The 22,822-nt window shown below is 54.8% G+C and carries 18 protein-coding genes and 2 pseudogenes; 13 read left to right on the plus strand and 7 right to left on the minus strand.

Annotation, left to right across the window (positions count from 1 at the left end):
* Positions 1–345, minus strand: a pseudogene (locus ACTJJI_RS21010) (BapA/Bap/LapF family prefix-like domain-containing protein); the annotation flags it as partial.
* Positions 346–466: 121 nt separating this feature from the next.
* On the minus strand, positions 467–1,804 hold the full coding sequence (locus ACTJJI_RS21015) for a TolC family outer membrane protein (protein ID WP_440655489.1): 1,338 nt from the start codon (positions 1,802–1,804) through the stop codon (positions 467–469).
* A gap of 718 nt (positions 1,805–2,522) precedes the next feature.
* Between ACTJJI_RS21015 and ACTJJI_RS21020 the strand changes: the two genes are divergently transcribed.
* Both ACTJJI_RS21020 and ACTJJI_RS21025 read left to right on the plus strand, forming a co-directional pair.
* Complete coding sequence (locus ACTJJI_RS21020; protein WP_014831838.1) at positions 2,523–3,287, plus strand: DeoR/GlpR family DNA-binding transcription regulator; 765 nt, start codon at positions 2,523–2,525, stop codon at positions 3,285–3,287.
* Positions 3,280–4,347 carry an oxidoreductase gene (locus tag ACTJJI_RS21025; RefSeq protein WP_248061742.1) on the plus strand — a complete coding sequence of 356 codons (1,068 nt, stop codon included), beginning with the start codon at positions 3,280–3,282 and terminating at the stop codon, positions 4,345–4,347. The genes ACTJJI_RS21020 and ACTJJI_RS21025 overlap by 8 nt, the downstream gene beginning before the upstream one ends.
* Positions 4,348–4,415: 68 nt before the next feature.
* Here ACTJJI_RS21025 and cybB read toward each other — a convergent pair whose 3' ends face one another.
* Positions 4,416–4,946, minus strand: a complete 531-nt coding sequence (gene cybB / locus ACTJJI_RS21030; RefSeq protein ID WP_014831836.1) for a cytochrome b561 — start codon at positions 4,944–4,946, stop codon at positions 4,416–4,418.
* A 189-nt stretch (positions 4,947–5,135) separates the two neighbouring features.
* On the opposite strand from cybB, the gene gap reads away from it, so the two are divergent.
* Positions 5,136–6,137, plus strand: a complete 1,002-nt coding sequence (gene gap / locus ACTJJI_RS21035) for a type I glyceraldehyde-3-phosphate dehydrogenase (protein ID WP_014831835.1) — start codon at positions 5,136–5,138, stop codon at positions 6,135–6,137.
* A gap of 60 nt (positions 6,138–6,197) precedes the next feature.
* Here the strand turns inward: gap and ACTJJI_RS21040 are convergent, their stop codons facing one another.
* Positions 6,198–6,992 carry a YdcF family protein gene (locus tag ACTJJI_RS21040; RefSeq protein WP_063411818.1) on the minus strand — a complete coding sequence of 265 codons (795 nt, stop codon included), beginning with the start codon at positions 6,990–6,992 and terminating at the stop codon, positions 6,198–6,200.
* Between the two features lie 221 nt (positions 6,993–7,213).
* Here ACTJJI_RS21040 and ACTJJI_RS21045 point away from each other — a divergent pair, with 221 nt between their 5' ends.
* The 4 genes from ACTJJI_RS21045 to ACTJJI_RS21060 all read left to right on the plus strand — a co-directional run bounded on the left by ACTJJI_RS21045 (position 7,214) and on the right by ACTJJI_RS21060 (position 12,091).
* Positions 7,214–8,866 carry an MFS transporter gene (locus ACTJJI_RS21045; RefSeq protein ID WP_014831831.1) on the plus strand — a complete coding sequence of 551 codons (1,653 nt, stop codon included), beginning with the start codon at positions 7,214–7,216 and terminating at the stop codon, positions 8,864–8,866.
* Positions 8,867–8,888: 22 nt separating this feature from the next.
* Positions 8,889–9,971, plus strand: a complete 1,083-nt coding sequence (locus ACTJJI_RS21050) for an HlyD family secretion protein (RefSeq protein WP_248041007.1) — start codon at positions 8,889–8,891, stop codon at positions 9,969–9,971.
* A complete protein-coding gene (locus ACTJJI_RS21055; protein ID WP_440655490.1) occupies positions 9,968–11,347 on the plus strand; it encodes an efflux transporter outer membrane subunit in 1,380 nt (459 codons plus the stop codon). Before ACTJJI_RS21050 ends, ACTJJI_RS21055 begins: the two co-directional genes overlap by 4 nt.
* 84 nt (positions 11,348–11,431) lie before the next feature.
* Positions 11,432–12,091, plus strand: coding sequence for an O-methyltransferase (locus ACTJJI_RS21060; protein WP_047361984.1), 660 nt, complete (start codon positions 11,432–11,434; stop codon positions 12,089–12,091).
* Between the two features lie 69 nt (positions 12,092–12,160).
* Here the strand turns inward: ACTJJI_RS21060 and hrpA are convergent, their stop codons facing one another.
* Positions 12,161–16,063 (minus strand): ATP-dependent RNA helicase HrpA, encoded by a 3,903-nt coding sequence (hrpA, locus tag ACTJJI_RS21065; RefSeq protein ID WP_440655491.1) that lies wholly within the window; start codon positions 16,061–16,063, stop codon positions 12,161–12,163.
* A 205-nt stretch (positions 16,064–16,268) separates the two neighbouring features.
* On the opposite strand from hrpA, the gene azoR reads away from it, so the two are divergent.
* Together azoR and ACTJJI_RS21075 are read left to right on the plus strand one after the other, a co-directional pair.
* Complete coding sequence (azoR, locus tag ACTJJI_RS21070; RefSeq protein WP_014831826.1) at positions 16,269–16,874, plus strand: FMN-dependent NADH-azoreductase; 606 nt, start codon at positions 16,269–16,271, stop codon at positions 16,872–16,874.
* 90 nt (positions 16,875–16,964) lie between these two features.
* A complete protein-coding gene (locus ACTJJI_RS21075; RefSeq protein WP_014831825.1) occupies positions 16,965–17,651 on the plus strand; it encodes an RluA family pseudouridine synthase in 687 nt (228 codons plus the stop codon).
* A 6-nt stretch (positions 17,652–17,657) separates the two neighbouring features.
* On the opposite strand, the gene ACTJJI_RS21080 is transcribed toward ACTJJI_RS21075, so the two are convergent.
* Positions 17,658–18,197, minus strand: coding sequence for a DUF2058 domain-containing protein (locus ACTJJI_RS21080; protein ID WP_440655492.1), 540 nt, complete (start codon positions 18,195–18,197; stop codon positions 17,658–17,660).
* A 268-nt stretch (positions 18,198–18,465) separates the two neighbouring features.
* Between ACTJJI_RS21080 and ACTJJI_RS21085 the strand changes: the two genes are divergently transcribed.
* The 4 genes and pseudogenes from ACTJJI_RS21085 (at position 18,466) to ACTJJI_RS21100 (ending at position 21,826) form a co-directional block, all read left to right on the plus strand.
* On the plus strand, positions 18,466–18,987 hold the full coding sequence (locus ACTJJI_RS21085) for a DUF2778 domain-containing protein (RefSeq protein ID WP_440655493.1): 522 nt from the start codon (positions 18,466–18,468) through the stop codon (positions 18,985–18,987).
* Positions 18,988–19,240: 253 nt separating this feature from the next.
* Positions 19,241–19,650 (plus strand): annotated as a pseudogene (gene tssD / locus ACTJJI_RS21090) (type VI secretion system tube protein TssD).
* A gap of 145 nt (positions 19,651–19,795) precedes the next feature.
* Positions 19,796–20,770 (plus strand): DUF1852 domain-containing protein, encoded by a 975-nt coding sequence (locus ACTJJI_RS21095; protein WP_063411814.1) that lies wholly within the window; start codon positions 19,796–19,798, stop codon positions 20,768–20,770.
* A gap of 27 nt (positions 20,771–20,797) precedes the next feature.
* Positions 20,798–21,826 carry a methionine synthase gene (locus tag ACTJJI_RS21100; RefSeq protein WP_046887509.1) on the plus strand — a complete coding sequence of 343 codons (1,029 nt, stop codon included), beginning with the start codon at positions 20,798–20,800 and terminating at the stop codon, positions 21,824–21,826.
* Here ACTJJI_RS21100 and ACTJJI_RS21105 read toward each other — a convergent pair whose 3' ends face one another.
* Entirely contained in the window at positions 21,827–22,768 is a 942-nt protein-coding gene (locus tag ACTJJI_RS21105; protein WP_014831820.1) for a LysR family transcriptional regulator, read from the minus strand.
* Between the last annotated feature and the right edge of the window lie 54 nt (positions 22,769–22,822).

Below are 22,822 nucleotides of genomic sequence, written 5' to 3' on the forward strand. Positions count from 1 at the left end.
TGTGGCCTGTGCGGTCAATTCGGTAACGGCTACGCCTGACGCTTCCCCGGCATCGGCAAAAGAAATATGTGTTAATTCCTGATTATCGTTAAATACCAGTTCGGACTGGTTATGGGTTTCAGGATCTTCAACAAAATAGTTATTGCAGCGAATAACGCTGCCATCTTTCATATAAATGAGCAGGTCTTTTCCCTGGCGGACGTAACGCACCACGTCCTGAGCAGAACCCTGGATTTCAATCACGCTCGGCGATGAAATGGAGACCGACAGATTACCTTCGCCGGTTAATTTCGTTTTCTCCGCCGTTTTGCGAATGATGACATCAACAACTTTAATGTTACTCATATTTCTCTCCTTGCAGGTGCACGGATTCCTGTGGATATGTCCACCAGATGGATGTAGCTATCCCTGGGAAAATTCACCCATTATTTTCAGACTTATTTCGCGCAACAATGCGCGTATTTTTTCAACTCAAATCGGGTAATTTTGCGGCAGCGTTTTTCTCAATTCCAATAAGCGGCATAAGATTATCAACAGCGGCAGCGTAATTAATTGCCGAACTCCAGCCATCATATTCCGCGATTATTTTCGCGGAGGTGGCCTGCCAGACGTCCTGTTCAACGCTGAGCAAATCATTAATGCTGCGCTTGCTCAGGGTATATTCATTTCGGTAGACCTCGCGCGCACGTAACGCACTCTCCAGTTGCAACGCTCCAGCGGCCATTCTTCCGCGCGCGCCGGTCCAGTCTGCCTGCGCGACGGAGGCTTTTTGCAACACATCGAATCGCGCCTGATCGACCTGAGACGACGCCATCGCCCTGGCCCCTTCAGCCTGACGGACGCGTGCGGACACGGCTCCCCCCTGATAAAGGGGCGCATCGATATTGAGCTGTATCTGGTCATCCCAGTAAGAACGGTTATCGGACTCATAACGCGTGCGTCCTCCTTTCAGGCTTAAGGTTGGCCAGTGCTGAGATTTTGCGGTTTCCACGCCATACTGGGCAGAACGTTCCATATTCTGCGCGGCCATCACTGCCGGTATCAGTGAATAATCAATCTGGTTAACGGCATCCTGTTCAACGGCGAGCTTCGCAGGCACCGGTGAATAGGATTCAGCCTGCATGCCCGTCAATACCGCCAGTCTGGCGCGGGCACTGTTTAACGCGGCGCTGTACTGTTCAACCGTCGCCTGCATTCCGGCGATCCGTGTGCGAGTCTGCAGTTCATCGGAGGTTGAACTTACGCCCGCATCCGCGCGCAGTTTCGCCAGTTGCTCCACGTTTTTGAGGGCCTGAACATTCTCTTTAGCCGCCTCTAACAGATCGCTGTAGCGTTTGACTTCCACATAGCTCAGCGCGGTTTTTTCCGCCACCGCTGAGAGCGTCTCCATCAACTGGTAACGATAGCTATCACGTCGCGCAGAAGACTGGCTGATACTGTTATTCGTCTTTCCAAAATCATAGATAAGCTGCGTGAGGCTCAATCCCCAGGCCGCGGAATTTCTCAGCGATCCGCTGGAATCGGTGGTCTGGCTATGGCCTGTACTGCCGTTCAGCGATATTTGCGGCATCCATCCGCTACGCGCTTCATCTATTTGCGCCTGACCAATACCTAATTGTGCCGCCTGTTGGTTGACCGACGGATCGCGATCGATGGCAAACAGGATACTTTCTTTTAACGTTGTCTTTGGAATCGGGGCAATACCCACCACACCGCTATTGGCATTGGCTGTATTGATGCCTATCGAAATTAATATCAGCGTTGCGGATATTCGTAACGACTTATAATTTCGCCATATCGTCATTTATATCTCCCTGAGTTTACGTGTTGTTCAACCATTTACCCAAAAAGAGGTATAGATATTCAGACAAATATTACTCACCCCCCGTCGTAAATTTTGGGTAAAAGCTCCCTATACCCATTTCCATTGGAGATGAGAGCCGTTCTGTGTCCTATATAAAATTAAGAATTTACTTACTTCTTAAACTGGTTGGCAGCATAACAAAATGTGGTATAAGCAACTACACCCACAATGTTATCGTGGTGTTACAAATAAGAAAAATCATGGGGTTTCTGGACAAAGTCTTAAAAATGGCTTTTCAAGTGAAACAAACAAAGTCCTTGTTATTTAAGTGAAATTAGAAATTCGTCGGATGTACATTTTTGCGTTAATTTCATGGCGCGTCAGACACAAAGATTTTCAAAGAACTGTCAATTTAAGTAACTGCCCCATCTCTTTTGGGATCAAAAGCTATACAGGCTGAATATTTTGGCACATTATCTCTTAAATTAATTTATTAATGAAATAAAACACCGATAAACGATTGCTAACTGGTTACATAAACCAAACAGTCAGAATAAACATCGTCATAACATACTGATTACCCCTCGCAACCGTACACTTATATTTAATCAATATAAAATCAATAATCACTGCTTTGAACTAAAAAGACGTTCCCCTTCCCTCTGCGACAAAATGCTGTATTATGCAAACTATTGCGACATTTTGCAGGATTCATCCTATGCACAAAACCGCCCGTCAAAAATATGTGCTCGAGATCATCAGCGAGCAGGGACAGGCCAGTATCACCGAGTTGGCGGAAAAGCTGCAGGTTTCAGCCGATACCATTCGCCGGGATCTGACAGACCTCGAAAAACAGGGGCTGGCGCAGAAGAACCACGGGGGCGCTATCGCGCTGAATCTCTCGGCCATGAATCGCCAGGGCAGAAACACGCTCCTGCCGGACACCAAACAGCGGCTGGGAAAACAGGTGGCACAGTCTGTTCCGGCGGGTTCAACGCTGTTTCTGGATGCGGGCAGCACGGTCATGGCGGTTGCCACTTTTCTTCAGGGGCCGCTGACGGTGATCACCACCTCGCTGGATATCGCCCACTATTTTAGCGACCGGGAGGATATCGACCTGATCCTGCTCGGCGGGAAGTGGGATCAGAAGCAACGCCTGTTTGCCGGCGGTGCTACCCTCTCCCTTCTTTCGCGGTATCGGGCGGATATCGCCATTCTCGGCGCCTGCGCCCTTCATTCATCACTCGGTCTGAGTGCCAGTACAGAGGCTGATGCCGAGGTAAAACGGGCGATGCTTGCCGCCAGCCAGGCGCACTGGATCGTCGCGGACCATCTGAAAGTCAACCGCTGTGAACCGTACCTGGTATGCGGGTTAGAAGAAATTCATCAACTGTTTTTAGATCGTCCCTGGCCTGAGCTTGGGGACCAGAGCGCAGTGCATGTCACGGTTTGCGCGCATCAACGTGGAGAAGGTCATGAGTAAAATGAAGACAATTAACATTGCGCTGATCGGGTATGGATTTGTGGGTAAAACCTTCCATGCCCCGCTGATCCAGGCTGTGGACGGGCTTAAACTGGCGGTGGTTTCTTCTCGCGACGCGGAAAAGGTCACGCGCGATCTGCCGGACGTGCAGGTGGTCGCCACCCCGGAAGAGGCCATCACGCATCCGGACGTCGACCTGGTGGTGATCGCCTCCCCGAACGCGACCCATGCGCCGCTGGCCACGCTGGCCCTGAACGCAGGAAAACATGTGGTGGTGGATAAGCCTTTCACGCTCGATATGCAGGAAGCGCGCGATCTGATCGCCCTGGCGGATGAAAAGCAGCTTCTGCTTTCCGTGTTCCATAACCGCCGCTGGGACAGTGATTTCCTCGGCATTAAGGACGTTATTGCGCAGGGCACCCTCGGCAAGGTGAAACTGTTTGAGTCGCACATCGATCGCTTCCGCCCGGAAGTGCGCGTGCGCTGGAGAGAACAAAACGTACCGGGAAGCGGACTGTGGTTTGACCTCGGTCCGCATCTGATCGACCAGACGCTGCAGCTCTTTGGTCTGCCTCAGTCGGTACAGGGGAATATCGCGACGCTGCGCGACGGTGCCGAAGTTAACGACTGGGCGCATGTGGTTTTAAATTACCCTCAGCATAAGGTCATCTTGCACGCCAGCATGCTGGTCGCGGGTGGCACCGCGCGCTTTACCGTTCATGGCGACAAGGGCAGCGTAGTGAAAGCCCGTATCGATCAACAGGAAGCGCAGCTGCTGGCCGGCGTCGTTCCGGGCAGCGAAACCTGGGGTGAGGACAGCGACAGTATGGTGTTCTTCGGGGCTGACGGCGCGCCGCAGACGATTTCCACGCCGAAAGGCGATCAGCGTCAGTATTACATGAATGTGCGCGATGCTCTGCTCGGGAAGATTGCCAATCCGGTTCATCCTGTCGAGGCGTTAGCGGTGATGGCGGTGCTGGAAGCGGCGGTGAAATCGTCAGAGGCCGGGTCAACCCAGGGGCTGGCGTTAACGGCTGAAGAGCGTGCTCTGCTGCAATAAAAAACGGGTTTTGTAGGCCGGGTAAGCGCAACGCCACCCGGCGAGAAAGGCGGCAAAAGTCTTGAGGACTACTGCCGCTTTTTCGGCATCATGCGCAGCAGCGTATTATCTTTCCAGAAATAGTGATGCATCAGCGCCGCCGCCGCGTGCAGGCCAATGACAAAATAGCCGAGGTTCGCCAGCGTCTCGTGCCACTCTTTTAGCCCATCAGCCAGCTCAAAGTTGGATTCCGCCGCGTGCGGCATGGCGATGCCAAAGGCAAACCAGTCGTTTCCACGGTTATACATCATCACCAGGCCAATCAGCGGCAAAGCAATAAACAGCAGATAAATCACCAGATGCCCCAGATGGGAGAGCCCGGTGATCATCGCTTTCGGTTTCGGCTCAATCGGCGGCGCGCGGAACTTCAGGCGCACCAGCAGACGTGTCACCATCAATACCAGGATCGTGATACCGCATGAAACGTGGATCATATTGATCACCGGTCGGTCGGTACGCGGAAAGAATCCTCTGAACTCCATGGCGCAGTAGGCGACGATGACTAACAGAAACACCAGCCAGTGGATGCCGATTTGCAGGCTTGTATATTTAGTGCGCATGTGATTTCCCGATAAAAAACAGTTACCGGGCCAACATAACGACCTTTCCTTAAAAATTCATTAACTTTTCTGTATGGGTTTTCAATTACTTCCTCGCGCATGAAGCATCTTCAATTGCCGCCCCGGCGCTCATGGTCTAAGCCTGGATAAGTTCAAACTGTTGCATCGACACGTTTACAGGAGAACACCATGAGTAAAATTGGCATTAACGGATTTGGACGCATTGGACGCCTCGTACTTCGTCGCCTTCTTGAAACCCAGGACAGCAACACCGTCGTCGCCATCAACGACCTCACCTCTCCCAAAGTGCTGGCTTATCTGCTCAGGCATGATTCAAACTACGGGGGTTTCCCGTGGAGTGTGGATTTCACCGAAGACGCGCTGATTGTGGATGGCAAGACGATCGCGGTGTACGCCGAGAAAGAGGCCAAACATATTCCGTGGAAAGCCGCAGGGGTGGATATCGTTGTGGAATGCACCGGTTTTTATACGTCGGAAGAGAAATCCAGAGCGCATCTGGATGCAGGTGCCAAAAAAGTGCTGATCTCCGCACCTGCCGGTGAGATGAAAACCATTGTGTTTAACGTTAACGACGACACCATTGACGCCAGTGATACCATCATCTCCGTCGCCTCCTGCACCACCAACTGTCTCGCCCCGCTGGCAAAAGCCCTGCACGATGCCTTTGAAATTAAAGTGGGCACCATGACCACCATTCACGCCTATACCGGTACCCAGGCGCTGGTGGATGGTCCGCGTGGCAAAGATCTGCGCGCCTCACGCGCGGCGGCAGAAAATGTTATTCCTCATACCACGGGTGCCGCAAAAGCGATTGGTCTGGTGATCCCGGCCCTGAGCGGCAAACTGAAAGGCCACGCCCAGCGCGTGCCGGTGAAAACCGGTTCGGTAACCGAACTGGTCGCCATTCTGGGTAAAAAGGTCACCGTTGAGGAGATCAATGCCGCACTGAAAAAAGCGACACAGGGGAATAAATCGTTTGGGTATACGGATGAGGAGATTGTCTCGTCCGATGTGATTGGCTCGCACTTTGGCTCGGTGTTTGACGCCACGCAGACCGAAGTGACCGAGGCGGGCGATCTGCAGCTGGTGAAAGCCGTCGCCTGGTATGACAACGAGTATGGGTTTGTGACGCAGCTGGTGCGCACGCTGGATAAGTTTGCGGCGCTGTGATTCAAAAACAGCCGCCTGAAATGCCCGTTTGCGTGAGTCTTTTCGCAAACGGGCAGCGGATCATAACAACGCGCGGCTCACCAGGGCGTCGGTCAGAACAATGTCATTGCGCAACACCTGCCACGCCGCCTCGATCTCATCAGGTATCGTCACGTGGGCAATAAAATCACGTCCTGCCGGACCGTAACCGTTAACGTCGTCACGCAGGCGCGGCAGTTCCCCCAGCACCAGCGATAAATAGCGTTCCACCGGCCAAAGCCCTTCACCGGAATCGCTGAACACCAGCCCATCGTCACCGTTTTGCAGCACGGGCGTAAAGCCCGCGTGGCTCACCCATTCCGGCGATACGGGTTCGTCCCGGCATACGCGCGCGAACGTTGCCATGGTGCGTCGCTGCATGGTTGGATCCTGCACCACCAGCACGCTTTCAGGGGCAAACTGATGGTGCGTCATTAATTCGCGGCTAAAGCGGGCGTTCTCCCCGCAGTTCGTTGACTGATCTTCCACCCACACCCGGTCTGCCGGGATCTGCCAGAATTCACGGGCGATATCCGCCAGGATGGCCGCCTCTGCCCGGCCCGTGGTGGGAATGGTGTGATAGCGCGGATGTTTCGCAATCGCGGCATAGAGAAATGTCGTGGAGTGTCCGATGCCTCCGCTAATGATCAAGGGTACCCCCTGCTCCGCCGCCAGACGGCAGGCGGCCTCGATGGTCGGAATGACGGCATTCCCTGCCAGAATGACCATATCCACGGACTGACCCGGTTGCAGGTCATCCTGCGCCAGCCACTGCCCAACCGTGTTTACGGCACTGAGCGTGCTGCCGGGCAAACAGGGAAAAATTGTCGGTATCATCGTCACCTCCTTACAGCGTTTGGATTAGCGTACCGCACTTGTCGTGTCAAAACAGGCGTTGATTCCTAAAGTGCCAGAGATAAGGCCGCTCTTTTTCCTAAAACCTTTATTTCAACATTTGATTAACATGCGTAAATCATATTCACTTGTATTATGTTTTACGGCAGACGTAGAATCGCCAGCCCGCTAATTATTTAATTTTTTCAAAGGTAAACGACGTTATGCGCCTGCCCGAACGCGATCCTTATGCTCCTCGCGAGTGGCAGCCACACGAGAAACCCGCCCTGCTGGGTTCACCCTCTACGCCGGAGCACAGCACGCCAAAGCGGATTGCCTATGGCGTTGTGGGTCTGCTGGTCTGCCTGACGGGCGCCCTGGGGAATGCGGTGGTCACCGCCAACCTGCAAAATTTGCAGGGCACCTTTGGCGCCTGGTCAACCGAGATCGCCTGGCTACCGGCGGTCTATGTGATGACCAATATCTCCATTAACCTGCTACTGGTGAAATTCCGCCAGCAGTATGGTCTGCGCGCCTTTACGGAAGGCTTTCTGGTGCTGTATGTGCTGGTCACCTTCTTCCACCTGTTCGTTAACGACCTCAGTTCGGCGCTGATGGTGCGCGCCGCGCACGGAATGGTGGCCGCCGCGCTCAGTTCGCTGGGCATTTATTATCAGATCCAGGCCTGGCCGGCGAAGCACCGTCTGAAGGCGCTGACAATTGGCATCACCGGTTCGTCACTCGCCATTCCGCTGGCGCGTCTGTTTTCCACCGAGCTTCTCCAGTTGGACGAGTGGCGCGGACTCTATTTCTTCGAACTGGGGCTGGCGCTGATCTCGCTGGCCTGTGTGATCGCACTGAAACTGCCTCCGGGGGATCGGCGTAAGGTCTTTGAGAAGAAAGACTTTGTGACCTTCTTTTTGCTGGCACCGGGGATGGCGTTGCTGTGCGCGGTGCTGTCGCTGGGGCGTCTGGACTGGTGGTTCGAAGCGCCGTGGATCGGCTGGTCGCTGGCGCTATCGCTGGTGCTGATTGTTTCCGCCATCGTGTTTGAACATAACCGCACTAACCCGCTGCTGAATACCCGCTGGCTGTCGAGCGGCAGTATCGTTCGTCTGGGGCTGATCATGCTGCTGATCCGCATTGTGCTGGCCGAGCAAAACACCGGCGTCATCGGCTGGCTGCAGTATGTGGGGTTACAGAACGAGCAGATGACGCACCTGGCGTGGTCCATTTTCGCCGGCATCGTCTGCGGGATCGTCACCAGCTGTCTCACCATTAAGCCGACGAAACTGGCGTGGCCGATCATCACCTCCCTGGTGCTGATGATTATCGCCTCGTTGCTGGACAGCCAGTCAAACAACCTGACCCGTCCGGATCAGCTGATGCTCAGCCAGTTCCTGCTGGGCTTTGGCAGCGCCTTCTTCCTCGCCCCCGCGATGCTGGCCGCCATTGGTGGCGTGATTGCCGATCCACGTAATCTGGTGAGTTTCTCGGTGATGTTCGGCATGAGCCAGAACCTCGGCGGCCTGCTGGGTTCGGCGATCCTGGGAACCTTCCAGACCTGGCGCGAGAAGTACCACTCCAGCCTGCTGGCGGACCAGCTCACGACGCTCAATCCCCTGGTCAACGAGCGAATTCAGCTTTATACCCAGATGTACAAGAGCCTGATTGGCGACAGTGCGCTGCTGGGCACGCAGGCGATCACCCAGTTACAGACGGTCACTGCCCTTGAGGCAAACATTCTGGCTTATAACGATACTTATTTGCTGACCGCGAGTATTGCCGCGGCCACGCTGGTCTGGATTTTATGGCGCTTGCTGCGTCTGCGCATCACTGCCCGTATGGCGCTTAAGAACGCCACCGGCAACAAATAATTGAAATATTTCTGGAGAGTTTATGAGTCAGCAGGATGCCGCCAAAGAGCAGGCCAACACCCGCAAAAATGTACGCATTGTGTCAATTTTCACCGCCGCTGCCATCGGGATTGTCGGCGTGCTGGTGATCCTTTACGCGTGGCAGCTCCCCCCGTTCACCCGCCACGCGCAGTTTACTGACAATGCTTACGTACGCGGCCAGACCACGTTCATCAGTCCGCAGGTCAATGGCTATATCACCGACGTGAAGGTGCAGGATTTTGTGCAGGTGAAAAAAGGCGACCTGCTGCTGCAGATTGATGACCGCATCTATCGCCAGCGCGTGCATCAGGCCGAGGCGCAGCTGGCGATGAAAATTGCCGCCCTGAATAATAACCTGCAGCAGCGTAAAAGCGCGGAAGCGGTGATTGCCCGTAACGAGGCGGCCCTGAAAAACGCCCGCGCCCAAAGTCTGAAAACCCAGGCGGATTTAAAACGTGTAAAAGATCTGACGGCGGACGGATCGCTCTCCATCCGCGAACGCGACGCGGCGCTGGCCAGCGCGGCCCAGGGCAGCGCCGATATTGAGCAGGCAAAAGCGACGCTTGAGATGTCGCGCCAGGATTTGCAAACGGTGATTGTGAACCGCGGTGCGCTGGAGGCCGATGTTGAAAATGCCAGAGCGGCGCTGGAACTGGCGCAGATTGACCTGCAAAACACCCGCATTGTGGCGCCGCGTGACGGCCAGCTGGGACAAATCGCGGTGCGTCTGGGCGCGTATGTGACCGCCGGAACACACCTCACCACCCTGGTGCCGCCTCAGCACTGGGTGATCGCCAACATCAAAGAGACCCAGCTCGCGGAGCTGCGCATTGGCCAGCCGGTGAAATTTACCGTCGATGCGCTCAATAACAAAGCCTATCAGGGCCGCGTGGAGAGCATCTCCCCGGCGACCGGCGTCGAATTCAGTGCCATCACGCCGGATAATGCGACCGGGAACTTTGTCAAAATCGCCCAGCGTATTCCGGTGCGTATCGAAGTGCTGGGTAAGCCTGAAGAGTCGGCGTTGCTGCGTCCTGGCATGTCGGTACAGGTGACCATTGATACGCGGGAGGCGAAGCAATGACCCTTCGCCCGATTGCCAGCCTGCTGGTTGCCGTTCTGCTTACCGGATGCCAGTCGGTGGATGTAAAACCTGCCCAACCTTCACTGCACATTCCTGCGCAGTGGCGTGCAGCAACTGGCCCCACCAGCGCGCCTGAACAGCTCTGGTGGCGAAATTTTCACGACAACAACCTCAACCGCTACGTGGATCAGGCGCTGAAAAATAACAGCGACGTGCTGATCGCTCGCGAACGGATCAATGAGTACCAGGCCAGGGTGTATGCCGCCGACGGCAGCCTGTTTCCGTCGCTGGATGCGGGCGTAACCGGCACCCGCGCCCGGACGCAATCGGCCGCCACCGGCTTACCGGTATACAGTACGCTGTACAAAGGCAGCCTCACCGCCAGCTATGATGTGGATATCTGGGGCGTCAACCGCAGCACGGCCAATGCCGCGCAGGCCTCGCTGGAAGCGCAAAAAGCCGCCGCCGCTGCCGCGGATTTAACCGTCGCATCGTCGGTGGCCTCCGGGTATGTCACTCTGCTCTCGCTAGACGAACAGCTTCGCGTCACCGAATCCACGCTGAAATCGCGCGAAGAGGCATTTAATCTTGCTAAACGGCAGTTTGAAACGGGCTACAGTTCGCGCCTGGAGCTGATGCAGTCCGACTCCGAGCTGCGGGCCACCCGGGCACAGGTGCCGCTGCTGCAGCATCAGATTGCGCAACAAGAGAACGCCCTGAGTCTGCTGCTGGGAAGCAACCCCGGCGAGGTGACCCGGAGTGAGCGCTTCAGCACGCTTACCCCGCTCAGGCTGCCTTCACAGCTGCCGTCATCGTTGCTTAACCGACGACCTGACATCGTTCAGGCCGAGCGCCAGCTCATTGCGGCCGATGCCAGCCTGGCCGCCTCGCGCGCCAGCCTGCTGCCGTCGATCAACCTGACAGCGAGCGGATCGATTCAGGATCGCACCCTTTCTGGCCTGCTGGACAACCCTTTACAGCTCTGGAATGTGGGCGGCAGCATTCTCGCCCCGCTGCTGAACCGCCAGGCGCTAAATGCGCAGGTGGATATCTCCCAGTCCCAGCGCAATCAGGCGTTGTACAGCTATGAAAAAACTGTCCGCAACGCCTTCGCGGAGGTGAACAACAGCCTTGACGCCATTACGCGTTATCGGGAACAGCTGACAGAGTTGCTTGCCCAGCAGGATGTGGCTCAGGAGACGCTGCGCATTGCGCAGAACCGCTATCGCAACGGCTACTCGTCTTATCTGGATGTGCTCGACGCACAGCGTACCCTCTACTCGGTGCAAACAAATGTGGTGCAGGTGAAAAATAACCTGCTGCTGGCGCAGATTGATTTGTATAAAGCGCTGGGCGGCGGTTGGGTCAATGTCTGAAGGCGCTTAACGGGCCTGGATTTCGTCACGCAGGCCGGGTAAGGCGTAGCCGCCACCCGGCAATTCCCCCTCAGGAGACAATCTATGCAACAACCGTGGTCTGCAGTCGATAATTTCATGATTTCATCGCTTATTCCCGAAGATGACGTACTCCAGCAGGTTCTTGAAAACAACAAGCGCGCTGGACTCCCCGAACACGATGTTGCGGCCAATCAGGGGCAACTGCTGGCGCTGTTCGTCCGCATGACCCAGGCACGCCGTGTTCTTGAGATTGGCACGTTGGGTGCCTACAGTTCAATCTGGATGGCGCGCGCCCTGCCGCCGGACGGAGAGCTGATTACACTTGAGGCCGATTCCACGCATGCCGACGTGGCGCGGCAGAATATTCAGCTTGCCGGTCTCAACGATCGCATTGCACTCATCGAAGGCCCTGCGCTGACGTCTCTGGAAAATTTCGGCGATATTCCGCCATTTGACCTGATCTTTATTGATGCTGATAAACCGAATAATCCCGGCTATCTCGAATGGGCGCTGCACTATTCTCGTCCCGGCACGGTGATTATTGGCGATAACGTGGTGCGCGAGGGTGAAGTGATTAACGGCCAAAGCGACGACGCGCGCGTGCAGGGTGTTCGCCGGTTTATCGAGATGATGGGGGACAATCCACGCTTAACCGCCACCGCGCTGCAAACGGTCGGGGTTAAGGGGTGGGATGGGTTTACGCTGGCAATTGTGAACGGGTGAAAATTATGCGGCCTGATGCCCTCACCCCGGCCCTCTCCCAAAGGGAGAGGGAGAAAACCGGGCAAGGGTTTAAGCGAAAACTTGCTCCATCGCCTGCAAAATACGTTTATCCGAAATCGGATACGGCGTACCGAGCTGCTGGGCAAAGAAGCTGACGCGTAACTCTTCGATCATCCAGCGGATCGCCTGAACGTCTTCATCGTCACGGCGTGCCGGTGGCAGTTTGTTCAACCACTGCTGCCACGCCTGCTGCACGTTTTCCACTTTCAGCATCTGGGCACGGTCACGATGCGGATCGATGGCCATTTTCTCCAGCCGTTTTTCAATCGCCTGCAGATAACGCAGCGTGTCGCCGAGACGGTTGAAGCCATTGCCGGTGACAAAGCCCCGGTACACCAGGCCCGCCATCTGCGCTTTGACATCCGACAGCCCCAGCGCCATGGTCATATCCACGCGCCCTTTCAGGCGTTTGTTGATATTGAACACGGTGGTGAGGATCTGCTCGACCTGCTTCGCAATGTCCACCACGGTGTCGTTCAGCTCCGCGCGTACCTTTTCATGTAGCTGAGCAAAGCCCTCTTCTGACCAGACCGGACCGCCCGCCTCGTGGATGAGTTTGTCCACGCCGCAGGAGATGCAGTCATCGATCAGATCCAGCACTTTGCCGTACGGGTTAAAGTAGAGGCCGAGCTTGGCTTTGTTCGGCAGCTTCTCGTGCAGATACTTAATCGGCGACGGGATATTCAGAAGCAGCAGGCGGCGCAGCCCGCGCCACATCATCTGCTGCTGTTCCTGCGGGTTATCAAACAGCTTGATCGCCACGCTGTCGCGCTCATCCACCAGCGCAGGCCAGGCCTTCACTTTGTAATTGCCGCGTTTTTGCTCGTAGCTTTCCGGGAGCTGACCAAAGCTCCAGATGTGCAGCCCACTCTGCTCAATCCCCTCATCCGCCACCGCGGATAAGGTCTCCTGCACTTTGCCTTTCAGCGCCTCTTTCAGTGCGGTGAGCGAACGGCCTTCCTGCAGCTTCTTGTTTTTATCGTCCACCACGCGGAAGGTGATTTTCAGGTGATCGGGCACCTGATCCCAGTTCCAGTCTTCGCGGTCAATGGTGGTGCCGGTCATGCGGCGGAACTCACGCTCCAGCGCATCCAGCAGCGGCAGCTCCAGCGGCGTCACGCGGCCTAAAAACGCTTCGGCGTAGTTAGGGGCCGGAACAAAGTTACGGCGCACCGGTTTAGGCAGCGATTTGATGAGCGCAATCACCAGCTCGCGGCGCAGGCCGGGAATTTGCCACTCAAATCCGCTCTCATCCACCTGGTTTAATAGCGGCAGCGGGATATGAACGGTAACACCATCCGCGTCTGTACCCGGCTCAAACTGATAGGTCAGGCGTAGCTTGAGGTTGCCCTGATGCCAGAAGTTCGGGTAATCGAGCTTACTGACCGATTCCGCCCCTTCTTTAATCAGCATGCTCTTTTCAAAGTTGAGCAGGTCCGGCGTCTCTTTGCTGGCCTTCTTCCACCAGCTGTCAAAGTGACGGGCGGAAATGACATCGTGGCTGATGCGCTGGTCGTAAAACTCGAACAGCGCCTCGTCATCCACCAGAATGTCGCGACGACGGGATTTGTGCTCCAGCTCTTCCACTTCGGCACGCAGTTTGAGGTTTTCACGGAAGAAGGCGTGACGCGTCTGCCAGTCGCCCTCCACCAGCGCATGGCGGATAAACAGCTCGCGGCACAGCGCCGGATCAATCTGGCTGTAGTTGACCTTACGCGCGGCCACCACCGGCAGACCGTAGACGGTCACTTTTTCCGTCGCCATCACCGCCCCCTGCGCGCGCTCCCAGTGCGGTTCACTGTACGAACGCTTCAGCAGGTGTTGCGCCACCGGCTCCACCCATTCCGGATCGATACGTGCGGCAATACGCCCCCACAGGCGGCTGGTTTCCACCAGCTCCGCAACCATGGTCCACTTCGGCGGCTTCTTGAACAAGCCCGAACCGGGGAAGATAGAGAAACGGGCGTTGCGCGCACCGGTATACTCCTGCTTTTCGGCGTCCTTCATGCCGATATGGGACAGCAGTCCGGTCAGCAATGCGATGTGAATTTCACGGTACTCCGCCGGTTCACTGTTCACCGGAATACCCAGCTCTTTCACCACCTGACGCAGTTGGGTGTAAATATCCTGCCACTCGCGCACGCGCAGGTAGTTGAGGAAATCCACGCGGCACTGACGGCGGAACTGGTTCGAGGAGAGCGCCTTCTGCTGCTCGCCGAGGTAGTTCCACAGGTTCACAAAGGCGAGGAAATCAGACTCTTTGTCGTGGAAGCGACGGTGTTTCTCATCCGACGCCTGCTGTTTGTCCATTGGCCGTTCACGCGGATCCTGAATGGAGAGCGCCGAGGTGATGATCATCGCCTCGCGCACGCAGCCGTGTTTCTGCGCTTCCAGCACCATGCGCGCCAGACGCGGGTCGACCGGTAACTGGCTGAGCTGACGCCCCAGCGGCGTCAGTTTATACGCGGTGGCCTGCTCGTCGGTGGTGATCGCTCCCAGCTCTTCCAGCAGGCGGACGCCGTCCTGAATATTGCGTTTGTCTGGCGCTTCGACAAACGGGAAAGCGGCGATATCGCCCAGCCCCAGCGCGGTCATCTGCAGAATGACGGAGGCCAGGTTGGTCCGCAGGATCTCCGGGTCGGTAAACTCCGGGCGGGAGAGGAAATCGTCTTCCGAATAGAGACGGATACAGATCCCCTCCGACACACGTCCACAGCGCCCTTTACGCTGGTTGGCCGAGGCCTGTGAAACCGGCTCAATCGGCAGACGCTGTACCTTGGTGCGGTAGCTGTAGCGGCTGATACGCGCCGTACCCGGATCAATCACATACTTGATGCCCGGCACGGTCAGCGAGGTTTCCGCCACGTTGGTCGCCAGCACGATGCGTCGCCCGCTGTGCGGCTGGAACACGCGGTTCTGTTCGCTGTTGGAGAGGCGCGCATAAAGCGGCAAAATTTCCGTGTGGCGCAGATCGCGCTTGCTGAGCGCATCGGCGGTATCGCGGATCTCACGCTCGCCGCTCATAAAGATCAGAATGTCGCCCGCGCTCTCATTGCCCAGTTCGTCAACGGCATCGAAAATAGCCTGCAGCTGGTCGCGCTCGGTATCATCCGCCTCTTCGACAATCGGGCGATAGCGCACTTCTACCGGGTACGTACGGCCGGAGACTTCGATTATGGGTGCGTTATTGAAATGCTTTGAGAAGCGTTCCGGGTCGATGGTCGCGGAGGTGATGATAATTTTCAGATCCGGGCGACGCGGCAGCAGCTCTTTCAGGTAACCGAGCAGGAAGTCGATGTTCAGACTGCGCTCGTGCGCCTCATCGATAATGATGGTGTCGTACTGCATCAGCAGACGATCCTGCTGAATTTCCGCCAGCAGGATACCGTCGGTCATCAGCTTGACCATGGTGTTATCGCTCACATGGTCGCTGAAACGCACCTTATAACCAATGCAGCCACCCGGCTCCGTTTGCAGCTCTTCGGCAATACGGTTCGCCACGGTACGCGCCGCCAGACGACGCGGCTGGGTGTGGCCAATCAGGCCCTTCACCCCGCGGCCCAGCTCCATACAGATTTTCGGCAGCTGTGTGGTTTTCCCCGAACCGGTTTCCCCTGCCACGATCACCACCTGGTGGTCGCGCACGGCGTTGAGGATTTCCTGCTTTTTCTGACTGACGGGCAGGTTTTCCGGATAGGTGATGGCCGGACGTGCCGCTTCGCGCAGCACAACCTTCCCTGCCGCCAGTTCAATCTCTTTCGCCATCTCCTGGAAAATGGCCTGTTGTGCATCAGGATTTTTAACCTTCTTCACCCCGTGCAAGCGGCGAGCAAAGCGCTGTTTATCGCGCAGCATCAGTGAATCAAGCTGTTGCAGGAGCATCGGGAAGGTCAATTTTTGTTGTTCTGTCATAGCATTAACGGGCAGTGCACTGCCGGATAAAATCTCTTTGTAATGATTGCTATAGAGTACCACATCAGCGCTTCCAGTGCCTTATTCAAAAAATTCGAACATAGGCTTCGATATATTGCGCTATCTCTGTGGCAGGATTGTGAATAGAGTGTCAACAAGCAACGGGGCAACCCCCTTCAATCAAATGCAAAAACAGGAATCACCCATGAGCAAAGTATTAGTTTTGAAATCCAGTATTCTGGCAGGGTACTCTCAGTCTGGTCAGCTGTCTGATTACTTCGTTGAACAGTGGCGTGAACAGCATTCCGCAGATCAAATCACCGTGCGTGACCTGGCTGCAAACCCAATTCCTGTGCTGGATGGTGAGCTGGTTGGCGCGCTGCGTCCAGGCGATGCACCGCTGAGCCCACGTCAGCAGGAAGCCCTGGCGCTCTCTGATGAGCTGATTGCTGAACTGCAGGCGCACGACGTTATCGTGATTAACGCCCCTATGTACAACTTCAACATCCCAACCCAGCTGAAGAACTACTTCGACCTGGTCGCTCGCGCTGGCGTCACCTTCCGTTACACCGAGAACGGTCCGGAAGGTCTGGTCAAAGGCAAGCGTGCCATCGTGCTGACCAGCCGTGGCGGTATTCATAAAGATACCCCAACCGACCTGGTTGCGCCGTACCTGAGCCTGTTCCTTGGCTTCATCGGTATCACTGACGTGAACTTCGTGTTCGCAGAAGGTATCGCTTACGGTCCTGAAGTGGCGACCAAAGCACAGACCGACGCAAAAGCCGCGATCGACAGCCTGGTGGCAGCCTAAGATTTCCCCCTCTCACCGCCCGGTGAGAGGGTTTTTCTTTTCTCCCACATTTCGTTATCATCCGCTCCCACTCTCCAGCCGGGCGGCCTGATGTCTGCGATTATTGATTCTTTTATTGCCCCACCGTGTCACGACGACATTGAGATCCTCTGGCAGGATGAACATCTGCTGCTGATCAATAAACCTTCCGGTCTGCTTAGCCTCTCGGGAAAAAATCCGCAAAATCTCGATTCGGTGCACTATCGTCTGGTTCAAAGCTTTCCTGGCTGTACCCTGGCGCATCGCCTGGATTTTGGCACGTCCGGCCTGATGGTGATTGCGCGTAATAAGGCCATCAACGCCGCGCTGTGCCAGCAGTTCAGCCAGCGCAGCGTGGAGAAAGTCTACAGCGCCCTGCTTTGCGGCCACGTGGAAAACGATGAAGGGGTGATTGATGCGCCGATTGCCAAAGACCCGGCGCTGTTTCCGCTGATGTCGATCTGTGCCGTTAACGGCAAACCCGCCCGTTCTCGCTATCGGGTGGTGGAACGCCTGCATCAACACGCGGCGATGCCGCTCACGCGGGTAGAACTGACGCCTGAAACAGGGCGAACCCACCAGTTGCGCATTCACTGTCAGCTGCTGGGCCACCCGATTTTAGGCTGCGATTTATATGGGGGACGGGCGTGGCCTGGCAGCGGAACAACGCCGAGGCTGATGCTGCATGCCAGTCAGTTGAATTTTATTCATCCGGTGAGCGGCGAGCCGGTTAACGCCCGTCACGCCGCACCGTTCTGAACCGTCTTACCACATCAAATCGTCAGGGATTTTGAAATCAGCATACGGATCGTCTTCATCCTGCTCTTCCTGACTCAGGGCGCTGTTTAACACGATACTGTCGGCATCGCGCTGGGCAATTTTATCCGCCACCACCGCCGGGATAATGGCATATTCGCAGTATCCGTTAGCGTTAATCACCAGACGTGCGATGGCCAGACGACCGTTAATCAACTGGGTCTGGGTTGCCTTATCCACCTCGATTTTTTTGATCAAGTTGCCGTCGGTGAAGTTAAAGGTGATGTTGCCTTTTGCCACCGTGATGCGGTTCATCTCAATCAGCTGCTTCACCTGCGCCTTAAACTCTTTGGCGAGCACGGCCTGTTTTTGCTGCTCGCTCAATTGTTTGTCACGCTCAAGCTGCGCTTTTTTGTTCTCTTCTACCGCCTCTCTGGCCTCACGCGCCTGCACGCGGGATTTCTTCGCCGTGCGCTGAACTTTGGCCATTTTTTTGCTGGAGACTAAGCCCGCTTTCAGCATCTGCTCTTGTAAGGTGAGTTTTGTCATGAGTGTGTTTAAACCGGTTGGAAATTTTGGGGATTATAGCGGGAATTGCGGAGCGTGTGTTAGAGAAGTAGGCATGGCGTTTAGTTGCCTGAGGCTGGTTCATTATTCATCCAGCATTTATTAACGTTAACGCCTAAAGAGTGATTAAAAATTGTCAGGTCATTTTCTTAAAAAAAATGAGCAACTCATAAATATGATGTGAGTTCAGTATCTGTATCCTCTACAGGCGTAGGCTGCCTTTCTCTTATTATAAGGGTGCGGAGAAAATATGGCCTTAAAAGGAACAATGCTGCTTAACGGTGCTGAGTATGCGCCTTTTAACCTGCACGGCGTAGGCGTGTTTATGGCGCATTCCGGGCAGGGAATCTATCGAAACAATGGACTATGTGGCGCTGTTAAAGGCTCGGGACCTATTCCTCCGGGAAAATACTGGATAGTTGACAGAGGAACCGGAGGCTTCATATCAGGGTTAAAAGCTAAGTTGCAGGACCAGTGGAACAAAGTCCGATCCGGTGCAGAGTTTGGCCGTGATGAGTGGTTTGCTCTGTACAAGGATGACTGGGGTATCGACGATGGAACCTGGATTGATAACGTACATCGTGGATTATTTCGTCTGCATCCGGGTACGCAATCAGAAGGATGTATCACGATTGCCCATAATTCTGATTACGCATTGATCCGCAATGCTCTGATGAGTACCGAACTTATTCAGGTTCCCTGTATGCGTTCACTTATGGCACGCGGCTGGGTTGAGGTGATGGAAAGTGGCTATACCAATACCTGCCCGTAAATGGTGCATCAGGCTATTCAAAACGATCGGATTTCTACTCATTAGCCTGATGGTAGGTCGCACGCTGGAGCCTGCTGAATTCTATCTTAATCATGACGTGGCTTCTTCCATATGTGATTTTATTTATGGTGATGTTAATGCTGAAACACTATATGACACATATACGTATATCGATATTTTAACTGTATTTACCCTTGCTACGGTTATTTACCAATTAACAATGCTGCTAATCAATAAAATAAGGAAATAAAGAATGCCAATCCCCCCCTATATGTGGCTAAAAAATGATGGCGGAGCACATATTAAAAGATACGTAGACGTTCAGGACCGTGAAGGTAGCATTGAGATCATAGGGCTAAGTCATGATCTAAATCTCCCGGTAGATAGTGCTAACGGTAAGATCACCGGCAAGCGCTAAAAAGTGCTGAAATTAAGTTCTATCATATTAATGATGCTGGACAGGAGGTCTGTTATTACACCGTATTAATGGAGAATGTAAAGGTCACCGGTGTTAACTGCAGCGTGCCGAACGTGAAAATCGCGGCCAATGATAAAATGAACCATGTTGAAAGCGTAAGCCTGCAGTATGAAAAAATTACCTGGCGTATCGTCGATGGGAACATCATGCACAGCGACGCCTGGAACGAACGCCCTTCAGCCTGACATCAAGGGGCGCGTGCCCCTTGAGCCTTCATGAAGTTCGCTCATGTTGCTGTGAAATTAAGTCACTTCCCCTGCGCCACCGCGTCAGGCATAAATTATGCATTGATAACTTCCTGGCAACATGAACTTAGGATGCATAACCAAGATGAGTAAAGCTTTTACATTTACCCTTAAGCGCAGTTGCTTCGATGAAAATTATAACCCGTCAGAGAATACGCGTACGACCACCAACTTTGCCAACCTCGCCCGCGGGGAAAAGCGTCAGGAGAACCTGCGTAATACCCTGGTGATGATCAATAACCGCTTTAACGCCCTGGCGCGCTGGGATAACCCCAATGCCGATCGGTACGCAGTCGAGCTTGAGATCGTCTCTGTGGATCTGAATATTGGTGCCGAGAAAACTTTCCCGGCCATTGAAATATTGCAAACCACAATCGTCGATAAAAAGACCAACGAACGCATCGACGGTATTGTCGGCAATAACTTCTCCTCTTACGTGCGCGATTACGATTTCAGCGTCCTGCTGCTGGAGCATAATAAAAACCAGCCACAATTCACCATTCCGGAGAAGTTTGGCGTCTTGCACGGCAATATCTTCCGCCATTTTGTTAATTCTCCGGAATACCGTGAGAATTTCAAAAAAGCACCGGTGATTTGCCTGAGTGTGTCCAGCAAAGACACTTATCGTCGCACGGGTAACCAGCACCCGGTGCTGGGCATTGAGTACACGCCGGATGGCGAGTCATTGACGGAGCAATACTTCGCGAAAATGGGCCTGAAGGTACGCTATTTCATGCCTGAAAACAGCGTGGCGCCGTTTGCCTTCTTCTTCACCGGCGATTTGCTCAGTGATTACACCAATCTTGAACTGATCGCCACCATCAGCACGATGGAGACGTTCCAGAAGATCTATCGCCCGGAAATTTATAACGCTAACTCGGCGGCAGGACACTGCTATCGCCCCGACCTGAATCAGCAGGATCACTCATTAACCAAAATTGTTTACGACCGTGTCGAACGCAGCCAGCTGGCCATTGAGCAGGGTAAATTCACGGAAGAACAGTTTATTAAGCCTTACAAACACGTACTCGAGCAGTGGTCTGATAACTACGCGCGTTAATTAATCGAATTTAAAAGGGTTATACATATGAAAACATTGCTCCCGACGTCAACCGCTGGCAGCCTGCCTAAGCCAACCTGGCTTGCACAACCTGAAACGCTGTGGTCACCGTGGAAATTACAGGATCAGGAGTTACTGGCCGGTAAGCAGGATGCGCTGCGTTTATCGCTTGATGAGCAGATCCGTGCGGGGATTGATATCGTCAGCGATGGCGAACAGACGCGCCAGCACTTTGTGACCACCTTTATTGAACACCTCAGCGGCGTGGATTTTGAAAACCGTCAGACCGTGCGCATTCGTAACCGCTACGACGCGAGCGTGCCGACGGTGGTTAGCGCCGTGGCGCGTCAAAAACCGGTATTCGTGGACGACGCAAAATACTTACGCCAGCTCACGGATAAGCCAATCAAGTGGGCCCTGCCGGGGCCGATGACCATGATCGACACCCTTTACGACGCGCACTATAAAAGCCGCGAAAAGCTGGCCTGGGAGTTCGCCAAAATCCTCAATCAGGAAGCGAGAGAGTTAGAGGCCGCGGGTGTCGACATCATCCAGTTTGATGAACCGGCGTTTAACGTCTTTTTTGATGAGGTCAATGACTGGGGTATCGCCGCGCTGGAACGCGCCATTGAAGGGCTGAAATGCGAAACGGCGGTACACATCTGCTACGGATACGGCATCAAGGCAAATACCGACTGGAAAAAGACCCTTGGCTCAGAATGGCGTCAGTATGAAGAGGCGTTTCCTAAGCTTCAGACATCGAATATCGACATTATCTCGCTGGAGTGTCACAACTCCCGCGTGCCGATGGATCTGCTGGAGCTGATCCGCGGCAAAAAAGTGATGGTAGGCGCCATCGACGTGGCAACCAACACCATTGAAACCGCGGAAGAAGTGGCTGACACGCTGCGTAAAGCGCTGCAGTTTGTCGATGCCGACAAGCTTTACCCGTCAACCAACTGCGGTATGGCGCCGCTTACCCGTCAGGTTGCCAACGGTAAGCTGCAGGCGCTGAGCGCCGGAGCCGCGATTATCCGCAACGAACTTGGCGCGTAATCACCTGCCCTGCGTTTGCCAGTAGAGCGGCGTACCGAAACACCCGACGTAATGATCAATCACCGCCCTGACGTTAAGGGGCGGATGACGCGCGTTCGGGTAGATCGCCGCAATATTCAGGGGCTCCGTATGAATGGCGCACTCCAGCTGTGGCAGGAGTGCGACCAGTTCGCCCTGCTGCACGCGGTCCCCAATCAGCCAGTCCGGAAACAGGACAATCCCCATCCCGCCCAGCGCGGCAGCAAGCAGCGATTCCGCATTATTTGACGTCATTAATGGCACCACCGGATAGTGCACCCACGCCTCCCCCGCACCGCGCAACAGCCAGCGGTTAGGACCCGACGAGCCCCGGTAGACCAGGCATTGATGATGAGCCAGATCGTCCGGCCCTTGCGGTGCGCCGTGCTGTCGCAGATAGTCCGGCGAAGCGGCCAGATGGTAGCGCTGCTGACCAAAGATACGCGCGTGAAAGGTGGAGTCCGTCAGCACGCCGATGCGAAAGATCACGTCGGCGGCATTCTTGTGCGGGTCGATAAAATCATCGGTCAGCGTCAGCTCGATATTCAGCCGCGGATAGCGCGCCGTCAGACCAGGCAGCCCTGGCGCAATATGCCGCTGGCCGAAAAAGACCGGAGCATTAATGCGGATCGTGCCGGAAGGCTCCGTTGAACGTGCATCCAGCTCCCGACGCGCATCCTCAAAACTCGTCATCATCTCCCTGGCATAGCGGATAAACAGATGACCACTTTCGGTGGGGATCACCGCCCGGGTATTACGGTAAAAAAGCTGCTGGCCGAGCGCGTCCTCAAGCTGGTGGATAATACGCGAAACCTGCGAGGCGGAAAGACCCTCGCGGCGCGCGACCACGGAAAAATTTTCGGCTTCAAAAACCGCGATAAAAATCTTCAGCGAACGGAGGTTCATGCTCCCGGCGTCGTACATTCGTGCATATCCTGCAAAGGTGTTTCCTGCATTATGGCATTTTTCTCACCACCA

The organism is Enterobacter sp. 22466 (assembly GCF_052044775.1).
GTDB classification, from domain to species: Bacteria; Pseudomonadota; Gammaproteobacteria; order Enterobacterales; family Enterobacteriaceae; genus Enterobacter; species Enterobacter dissolvens.